This window comes from Microcystis sp. M109S1 (genome assembly GCF_020247025.1).
Classification (GTDB): Bacteria; Cyanobacteriota; Cyanobacteriia; order Cyanobacteriales; family Microcystaceae; genus Microcystis.
This window is the reverse complement of record NZ_JADBRW010000406.1, coordinates 1-8620: the sequence shown is the minus strand read 5'-3', so window position 1 is coordinate 8620 and position 8620 is coordinate 1. Positions and strand designations below refer to the sequence as shown.

The 8620-nt window shown below is 46.5% G+C and carries 9 protein-coding genes, 1 tRNA gene and 1 pseudogene; 6 read left to right on the top strand and 5 right to left on the bottom strand.

Annotated elements, in window-relative coordinates:
• The 4 genes from IM322_RS19900 to IM322_RS19885 all read left to right on the top strand — a co-directional run.
• Nucleotides 1-256 (top strand): hypothetical protein (locus IM322_RS19900; protein WP_287699230.1); only part of this gene is annotated, 256 nt, incomplete at its 5' end.
• A 295-nt stretch (nucleotides 257-551) separates the two neighbouring features.
• Nucleotides 552-1553: a circadian clock protein LdpA gene (ldpA, locus tag IM322_RS19895; RefSeq protein ID WP_287673324.1), complete on the top strand. Its 1002-nt coding sequence runs from the start codon at nucleotides 552-554 to the stop codon at nucleotides 1551-1553.
• A 117-nt stretch (nucleotides 1554-1670) separates the two neighbouring features.
• The gene (locus IM322_RS19890; RefSeq protein ID WP_502863297.1) at nucleotides 1671-3416 is read left to right on the top strand and encodes a R3H domain-containing nucleic acid-binding protein; all 1746 of its coding nucleotides are present in this window, start codon (nucleotides 1671-1673) and stop codon (nucleotides 3414-3416) included.
• 11 nt (nucleotides 3417-3427) lie between these two features.
• Nucleotides 3428-4855: a hypothetical protein gene (locus IM322_RS19885; RefSeq protein WP_287673320.1), complete on the top strand. Its 1428-nt coding sequence runs from the start codon at nucleotides 3428-3430 to the stop codon at nucleotides 4853-4855.
• Nucleotides 4856-4924: 69 nt separating this feature from the next.
• Here the strand turns inward: IM322_RS19885 and IM322_RS19880 are convergent, their stop codons facing one another.
• The 3 genes from IM322_RS19880 to ndhL all read right to left on the bottom strand — a co-directional run bounded on the left by IM322_RS19880 (nucleotide 4925) and on the right by ndhL (nucleotide 6141).
• Nucleotides 4925-5353 (bottom strand): ATP-dependent zinc protease family protein, encoded by a 429-nt coding sequence (locus IM322_RS19880; RefSeq protein WP_002795887.1) that lies wholly within the window; start codon nucleotides 5351-5353, stop codon nucleotides 4925-4927.
• 222 nt (nucleotides 5354-5575) lie between these two features.
• Entirely contained in the window at nucleotides 5576-5881 is a 306-nt protein-coding gene (locus IM322_RS19875; RefSeq protein ID WP_158199343.1) for a DUF3007 family protein, read from the bottom strand.
• A gap of 20 nt (nucleotides 5882-5901) precedes the next feature.
• Nucleotides 5902-6141 (bottom strand): NAD(P)H-quinone oxidoreductase subunit L, encoded by a 240-nt coding sequence (gene ndhL, locus IM322_RS19870; protein ID WP_002732218.1) that lies wholly within the window; start codon nucleotides 6139-6141, stop codon nucleotides 5902-5904.
• Between the two features lie 172 nt (nucleotides 6142-6313).
• On the opposite strand from ndhL, the gene IM322_RS19865 reads away from it, so the two are divergent.
• A tRNA-Leu gene (locus IM322_RS19865) sits at nucleotides 6314-6399 on the top strand.
• Between the two features lie 226 nt (nucleotides 6400-6625).
• Here IM322_RS19865 and IM322_RS19860 read toward each other — a convergent pair.
• Nucleotides 6626-7264, bottom strand: a complete 639-nt coding sequence (locus tag IM322_RS19860) for an HAD-IA family hydrolase (RefSeq protein ID WP_287673318.1) — start codon at nucleotides 7262-7264, stop codon at nucleotides 6626-6628.
• Nucleotides 7254-8201, bottom strand: coding sequence for a tRNA epoxyqueuosine(34) reductase QueG (queG, locus tag IM322_RS19855; RefSeq protein ID WP_287673316.1), 948 nt, complete (start codon nucleotides 8199-8201; stop codon nucleotides 7254-7256). Before queG ends, IM322_RS19860 begins: the two co-directional genes overlap by 11 nt.
• 71 nt (nucleotides 8202-8272) lie before the next feature.
• On the opposite strand from queG, the pseudogene IM322_RS19850 reads away from it, so the two are divergent.
• A pseudogene (locus tag IM322_RS19850) lies at nucleotides 8273-8374 on the top strand (orange carotenoid protein N-terminal domain-containing protein); the annotation flags it as partial.
• Nucleotides 8375-8620: the final 246 nt, after the last annotated feature.

The following is an 8620-nucleotide window of genomic DNA, read 5'->3' as shown; positions in this document are numbered from 1 at the left end:
CTTTCTAGGAAATAAGGTGGAACATGAGATTTTTTCGACTTGTTCAAAGTGGCCGTCCGGCATTCGGACACTCAAAATGGACGGGTCGGAAAGCGTAAGACTTCTGTTAAAGAAGCAGCATCCCGTGAAGCGTCAACCCCGTTCAGCGACCACCCTAAAAAAGTGGCGTGGTGAGGAATCGCCGTCCGTTTTACGGCGGCGAGGATGTCAATATCTGTCGGATAGGCTTCTAGCCTCTGCTTACTGGCAAAAGTGAGGGGCAGCCCGGGACAGACACTGATGCCAAAGGAAGAATAGACCTCTTGTAAAAATCAAAAATTGTTGTTGGGGTTAGGAGTCAGTAGCTGGTCGTCAGTAGTCAGGAGAATTAAGAATGAATAATAAGCAATTAAATGGTATATTTACAGATTTTATGCCATTTAATCCTTATTTTTGCCCTTTTTGAAACGTCAAAAATTAATTATGCAAGAGTTCTAGTCTTTAGTCAGAATATTTACTATCAGAGCAGCACAAGGCTGATGTTTAGGGGCTGGCTGCGATAGGATAAAAAAGTGCTAGATAAAAACTCCTCTCCCTTCTGTTCCTTAGTTGCGGGTCACTGGTTCAAGCTAATCTGTGGAGCTAGTTACCAGGATTTGCCCACGATTCGCAACCTCGCTTTGACCTATACTATCGCCGGAGCCGATTGTATTGATGTGGCCGCCGACCGAGCCGTGATTGTTGCGGCCAAAGAAGGCATCGAAACCGCCGAAAAAATCGCTGGATTATCTCCCAATCGACGACCTTGGTTAATGGTCAGTCTCAATGACGGGGAAGATCCCCACTTTCGTAAAGCTATCTTTAACCCGCAACTCTGTCCGGTCGATTGTCCCCGTCCCTGCGAAAAAATCTGTCCCGCTTATGCTATCGATAGGGGAGGAGTGATTGAGCATCGCTGTTATGGTTGCGGTCGCTGCTTACCCGTTTGTCCCCGGCAAATAATCGAGACAAAATCCCGTGTCTGTCAACCCCAAGAAATTATCCCCTTAATTATCGAAATGGGAGTCGATGCGATCGAAATTCATACCCAAGTCGGTCATGGAGAGGAATTTGCTCGACTCTGGCCAGCGCTCGCAACTGTCAGTAAAAACCTAAAAATCCTCGCCATAAGTTGCCAAGATCATGAATATATCATTGATTACCTCCACTATCTGCGAGAAACTATTTCACCCCTAAGCTGTCCTCTGATTTGGCAGACGGACGGCCGACCGATGAGCGGCGATATCGGCAAAGGAACCACCCACCCGGCTATTAACATGGCCAAAAAAGTCCTTTCCACCAATCTAGCCGGATTTGTGCAGTTAGCCGGGGGAACCAATGACCATACCGTGACCAAATTACAGCAACTGGGACTGAGAGAAAAAATCGCTGGTATTGCCTATGGAAGTTACGCCCGTTCATTGATTTTGCCAATTTTAGAGCATTTAGACCAGCCTAACCTTGAAAATGACCCCCAAGCCTACCAAGAAGCCGTTAAAGCCGCTTCTATTCTCGTTGCTCAATTAAAAGCCTAACCTTGGTCAAAAAACTATAATATTTTTTTGATTGACAACTAACCCCTAAATGTGTTAGACCCCAAGAAAATCTGGGAAATAAAAACAGCCAATTATCGCCAAAACCCTTTATTATTAATGCCAGAAACCCTACCCTCCTCTCGGATGCCAGTTACCGACGATTTAAACAAACTCTTGGCAATTCTACCCGCGCGGATTCGCGGCAAAATCGAGGAACACCCGCGGCAGCATCAACTGATCGAAGTAGTTATGGATTTGGGACGCATACCAGAAGCGCGTTTTCCCGATGGGGCGATCGATCTGGGGGACGAACCGATCTCAAAAGAAGAAATCCAGTATTCGATCGCCCGGGTGGGCAGTTTTAGCGGCGATAATCGCGCCGGGATTGAACGCACCCTGCACCGCATCAGTGCCATTCGCAATCGAGACGGGGAAATTATCGGTTTAACCTGTCGTATCGGTCGGGCCGTTTTCGGTACGATCACCCTGATTAACGACCTAGTGGAAACGGGTAAATCCCTGCTGCTGCTCGGTCGTCCGGGGGTAGGGAAAACCACCGCTCTCCGGGAAATTGCCCGAGTTTTAGCCGACGATCTCAATAAACGGGTAGTGATTATCGACACCTCCAACGAAATCGCCGGGGATGGAGATATTCCCCATCCGGCCATCGGTCGCGCTCGTCGGATGCAGGTGGCCCGTCCGGAATTGCAGCATCAAGTCATGATCGAAGCGGTGGAAAACCATATGCCAGAGGTGATCGTGATCGATGAGATCGGTACGGAATTAGAAGCTCTGGCCGCCCGTACGATCGCCGAACGCGGGGTGCAGTTAGTGGGAACCGCCCACGGCAATCAATTGGAAAATTTAATTAAAAATCCGACTTTATCGGATTTAGTCGGGGGAATTCAGGCAGTAACTCTCGGAGACGAAGAAGCGCGCCGCCGGGGTTCTCAGAAGACCGTTTTAGAACGCAAAGCACCGCCCACCTTTGACATTGCCATCGAAATGTTGGAACGTCAGCGCTGGGTCATCCACGAAGACGTATCCACTACTATCGACCAACTGCTGCGGGGCCGCGAACCAATTGCTCAAATCCGTTGGGTAGATGAGGAGGGAAAAGTACAGGTCACTCAGGAAGAACCAAAACCGGAAAAGTTGACCCCTTTGCGCGGCAATTATCTGCCGGAAATGGATAAACCCAAGGGATGGCGGGCCGATGGCCGAATGACTCCCGTGGACCGTTTTGGTGCAGGCCCACTCAACCGGGAAAACGATTTCGATCGCCTCCTCGAACAATCCTGGCTGCAGGAAGAACCGGAAACGGAAAAAGTCCGCGTCCCCGGTCCCAATGGCGAAGATTGGCCGGTTTATGTCTATCCCTACGGAGTCAGTCGCGCCCCGATCGAACAGGTAGTACAGGCCCTAGATTTGCCGATCGTTTTGACCAAAGATTTACAGGAGGCCGACGCAGTGCTGGCCTTGCGTTCCCACGTTAAAAATCAGTCAAAATTGCGGCAAATTGCCAAAGTAAGACAAATTCCCATCCACGGCATCAAATCCAATACCATGCCCCAAATTTCTCGGGGTTTAAAGCGGATTTTGGGCATTGATGACCCGATGAATCAGGAAGGTGCAGATCTGCGTTTATTTGCCCGCAGCGGCAGCGATGACGAGATCGAAGCTTTGGAGGAGGCCCGGTTAGCGGTGGAACAAATCGTTATTCCTACCGGCCAACCGGTGGAGTTACTGCCGCGATCGGCGAAAGTGCGGAAAATGCAACACGAATTAGTCGAGCATTACCGTCTCCAATCCGATAGCTTCGGAGAGGAACCGAATCGCCGTATTCGTATCTATCCAGCTTAGGAGTCGGGAATTTGAAGCGACGCACGCTAATTATTATGGGTACGGGGGCGGCGATCGGTGCGGTGGCCGTCCGGATTATCCATCGTCCCCAATCGGCGGCGGAATTGCGCGCCAAAATGCCCCTAGCTGCAAGAATTAAGCTCTGTCTCGATCTGGCTAAGATTAAACTAGCTACCACGATCGACTATCTCGATAGTTATGCCCGTCGGGGAATTCTCTATCCCTATCTTACCCATCCAGAGCCATCGGGTTTTAATTTCTTCAATTGGCTACGGAGGGGGAATAGTCCCACCCCCGGCACTTGGAAGTTAGAAAAAGCCGATTTTTGGGCGGCAGGGGCTTTTGCTGCTTTGTTATGGAAAATTGCTGACTTAGAATCAAACCCTATGGATGCGGGATTTTGGGCAGCTGCCGCGAAAAAATGGAGCGATCCCTTAAAAGAAGCGAGTTTGAAGAACAAAGACATCGCTCTCAATAATGTGCTGGTGTTTGCTGCTTGGTTTGAGTCGGGACAGGGCCAGGAAAAACAGACAGCTTTAGAGATAACTTTACGGGGGGCCAGACAACTAGCGCAACCTTTTCAGGATGGTAAAGGGAGTTTTCACACCGATATCGGGACTTTTGGCTGGTTACGCAAGGCTGATCGCACCGATCAGCAAGAACATTGGCAGGTTTTTATCGACCATACGATCAATATAGAACAAATGCTCTGGGCAAGTCTCCACAATCCTGACCCCAAGGAGGCAAAAGATTGGCAAGAAAAGGCCCTTTCCCACATCCGCACCATTAGCCGCACCTTTGGGGCTAATCGTCGCCCGGGTAAAACGGGAACTTGGCAAAGAGGGTATTTTGACCAAAATGTCAACTCTCCCACCTATAGAAATTTCTTATTTAATGAGGGAAAACAGGGCTGGCGCGATGATAGCACTTGGTCCCGGGGTCAAGCTTGGTTTATTTATAGTGCCACGACGGCCTATATTTACACCGGCGATCCGGAAATGTTAACCATTGCCAAGGATGCCATTAATTATTATCTGGAAAATTTGCCCGATCGCTGGCCCGGTGGACAAAGACGCGCTGGGGATTTTATTCCTCCCTGGGACTTTGATTATGCCTTGCAAAAAAATGCCGCTACGGAAAAGGATTCTTCGGCAGCGGCGATCGCTGTGGCGGGGATGATTCGCTTATTAAAAGCTTTACCCAGCAGCGATCCTAGTTATGGAACCTATCGAGAGGCGATCGATAATACTCTCTTGAATTTGACTTCTTTTGCCTATTTTCCCGATGAAACCGCCCCAGAGATGAGTTTATTGCGTCATGGTTGTTATCATCATCCCGCCGCGATTCAACCCAGCCAAATCTATGATACGGGTTTAATTTGGGGAGACTTGTTTTTTATAAATGCTTTGGCTGAATACCAAGATTTACCCGCTACTTAGGGCTGGCTGAATAAATCTAAACACCCTGGCACCACCGAAAAACTTTTTGCCGCAAACCCTAAATATAACTTAACTCAGTAAAAAAGACTTATTCGGATGGACAAGAAAGCCTTTTTTCAGCGCCTCTCGTCCTAATAACATCCGAAAACCCATGACATCGCGATTAGTCAAGGTTAATTCGATCGCCCATTGACGACCACCAAGCAATACACTTGTTCTAATAACAGGACGTAGTTGACTTTGACCCCCAGAATTTTTTACCTGTCGCCATTCGAGGATTTCTGCGGTGGTGGTGACAGTGTGGTGACTATCTTTTTGGTAGGGATGAACTTGAAAGCGCAGCCAATTGCGATCGCCATCCAGAAAAGGGTGGAGATGAAAAGCGTGTAGGGCCGAGGAGCGAGCGCCTGTATCAATCTTGGCCTTTATTTTGGTAATGCCTAAATCAGGTAAATCGAGCCATTCTCGCCAACCGATGATGATTTTATCGGGTTTCATCCGTCTATTTAGGGTCTGCTGAAAAAGTTTTTCCTAGGGGCAGGGTGTAGGGTGTAGGGTCTGGGGTGTAGGGTTTTACCGATTTTGAGGTAGTCAGTTACCTAATTTTCAGGGAAAAAGTCCCTGAATTTTACCCCCGATCACCCCAGGTCCGGCACTTTTTGCGGGGAAAAAAGTCTAAAAGTCTTATCCAGCAAGGTTTTTAGATTTATTCAGCCAGCCCTATTTAGTTTTTTCTTCTTCAATCTCCCGCTGCATTTGGGCGATTTCTTCGGGAGTCATCGCTTCCAGGCGTTTTTTAAAGACGGCATCTTCGTAATCCTTGCGCTGTTTGCCGTAGGTCATATTATCGGTGGCAACTCGAAACAGATAGGTAAAAATCCAACCGATGACACCACCCACCAACACCGCTTGACTCCAAATTCCCGCCGAAGCACTATCTAAACCGGTTTTTTGTAGGATAATGTAGAGGATGCCGCCCACAGCAAACATCCCGATACCAATCCCGATGACATCGATGCGTCTCATGGGTTTTTTTGGTTGATAACTTAAGCTTTTAGGGTACGACGTTGGGGACGGAAGTTAAGGAAAGGACTTAACAACAGCATCCCGGGGAAGAAAAAGCTCATCAGAAAGTACATAAACCCTCTTTCCCAAGAAGATGCCACATACCAGCGCGTATTGAGGTAGTAGTAGATAACGGCGGGAATGACGAGCAAATACAAGACACTGAGAGATAGGTAGATCAGGGCGATGATAATGGTTTCTTGCGTCAGAATTGATTGCATAAGGATTGATTTTTCTCAATAGCTGTCGGTGAACGGCAATTCACCTGCTGATTATTTTACCCCCTCTTTCCCCCTTTGTGGCGATCGAATTGGCGGGCTAAAATAATTTACTGAAAATACTCTTGCTAATTAAATTATTTGTGATATGATAAAAAATTGTCGGTTAAATAACGGGGGCGTGGCGGAATGGTAGACGCTACGGACTTAAAATCCGTTGAGCCTTATAAGCTCGTGAGAGTTCGAGTCTCTCTGCCCCCATCGATCGGAGTCTATATTTAAACTGAGTACTGGGTATTTTAGTACAAATGCCCAAACTGCCTTTCCCTGCCCCCAGGAAAAACTTTTTGGATCTTCTCGACTTTGTGTGATAATTTTTGCTTATAGAATCGTGAAATGTTTACTGGGAAAGACTTTTAGGACTATTTTGCTGAAGAAACTATCAGTATAGACCCCGTTTCCACACAGAAACCAGAAGAGCCCTTTTTCAGCCAGCCCTATCTAAAATATCCAATAATTCTAGGGGATGATGAATGAGATGATCGGGGTTAAATTGAGTGAGAATTTGAGGGGAATTAAAGCCCCAAGCGACGGCCACCACTTGCACTCGACTTTTTTGGGCAGCAGTAATATCTCTAGTTTCATCGCCGACATAAATCATTTCATCGGGGCAGAATTTATTTTGTCGGATCAGGCGATCAATAATTTTGTGTTTGCCGAATAAGGGCGTTCCCGAATAGATAAAATCAAATAAATTTAAGAGTTGATTATTTGCTAAAAAGATGGTGACGTTTTCCTTGGTATTAGAAGTTATTATTCCTAATCTATAGCCTCTTTCTTTAAGAGTGACGAGGCAGTGATGCCAGCCATGGAAGGGTTTCAGACATTCAATTTGTTTATTTAATTCCCGTTTAACTCGATAGAGTAAAAAAGGGATTTTAACGGGGGAAACTTGGGATTGTTTAATAATTTCTTGGGAACTAAGGTTTTTTAGTCTGGCCAAATCTTCCTCGTTGATGGGTTGATAACCGAAATTTTTAGCCAAACGATTGACAATCTCCACGAAAGTATCGTGGGTATCGGCGATAGTACCATCAAAATCGAACACTACTACTTTAATTGTCATCTTGTACGGGGTGAGGGGAATGAGCTAAATTAGCTTGGGCATTACGTCGCCACTGCTGAGGTTTGATTCGACGCAAGGCCGACGAGATGAAACGACGATCCCACTCCTCTATAGTTAGATTAGCTAATTCATCCAACCTTGGCGAGAGGTTTTCCGGACGAGGTTGAAAATCCTCCACGTCGGTAACTTGGGCAAAACGTTGATTCCAAGGACAGACATCTTGACAGATATCGCAGCCAGCTACCCAACCTTGTAAATTCTTGGCAATTTCTGTAGGCAAAGTTACATCACGATTTTCGATGGTATGGTATGCAATACAGCGATTAGCATCCACCACATAGGGATTAACTATTGCTTGGGTCGGACAAGCGCTTAAACAACGGCTACAGGTGCCACAATGGTCACTATGGGGTTGATCCGGTTCTAAAGGTAAATTAGTTAATATTTCTGCTAAAAACACCCAACTGCCGTAATTGCGGGTAATTAAATTACCGTTCTTGGCAATCCAGCCGATCCCTGCTCTTTGCGCCCAGACTTTATCCTGTACCGGTCCTGTATCCACATAGTAACGGGTTTGAATTTGCTCCCCCTGACTTTCTAACCATTGACTGAGGGCTTTTAATTTTTTACTTAATACTTTGTGATAATCCCGTCCCCAAGCATAACGGGAAATTTTGCCATGGTTTTGCTCTTGACTGTGTTGCTGGGGGGTGTAGTAGTTAAGGGCGAGACCAATTAGCGATCGCACTTCTGGCCAAAGAGTTTTGATATCCTGTCGTTTCGGGTTAGTCATCCAATCCATATCAGCGTGATAACCCCGCTCTAACCAGCTTTTTAGATGGGATACCGCCGAGTCTTGGCTGTCCACAGAGGCAATACCGACCCCATGGAAGCCCAACTCTAGCGCTTTTTCTTTGATTTGTGTTTCTGTCAGCATAGAAATATCTTAAGTCAAGTATTTGTAACAATTATTTACAATTATCAATTTATTGAGCCAAATCCCAGGCTGAACAGTTAGAAACCATGCGCGATTTGGTTAAAAAAGTCAGCAATCCGATTACTCGCTCCTACGGTATTCTCAGTCTTAACACCAAACTAGCTTTCTGGTAAGCTAAACGGCTTTTACTTCGGATCACCGATATAGACTCCAAAAGGGTTATAGCTATTGGATCATGCAGGTTAAGCGCCGTTTAGCTTATCAATTAGCCGAAATGATGGTTCTTCGGTTTGTGTTATGCAATGGACGGGGGTTATAAGGGATGTAACCCTTATATAGAAAGGCATTTGGCGATTTTTGTCAATTATTTTTGATCTAGAGCGAACTAATCAATTAAGTCTCTTGCCAGATAAGGATTT

Bases quoted from the DNA above. Each gene is read 5' to 3' on its own strand.
- IM322_RS19890 (WP_502863297.1), top strand. From the start codon at position 1,671: ATGCCAGAAACCCTACCCTCCTCTCGGATGCCAGTTACCGACGATTTA.
- IM322_RS19860 (WP_287673318.1), bottom strand. From the start codon at position 7,264: ATGACAATTAAAGTAGTAGTGTTCGATTTTGATGGTACTATCGCCGAT.
- ndhL (WP_002732218.1), bottom strand. From the start codon at position 6,141: ATGCAATCAATTCTGACGCAAGAAACCATTATCATCGCCCTGATCTAC.
- IM322_RS19875 (WP_158199343.1), bottom strand. From the start codon at position 5,881: ATGAGACGCATCGATGTCATCGGGATTGGTATCGGGATGTTTGCTGTG.
- queG (WP_287673316.1), bottom strand. From the start codon at position 8,201: ATGCTGACAGAAACACAAATCAAAGAAAAAGCGCTAGAGTTGGGCTTC.
- IM322_RS19880 (WP_002795887.1), bottom strand. From the start codon at position 5,353: ATGAAACCCGATAAAATCATCATCGGTTGGCGAGAATGGCTCGATTTA.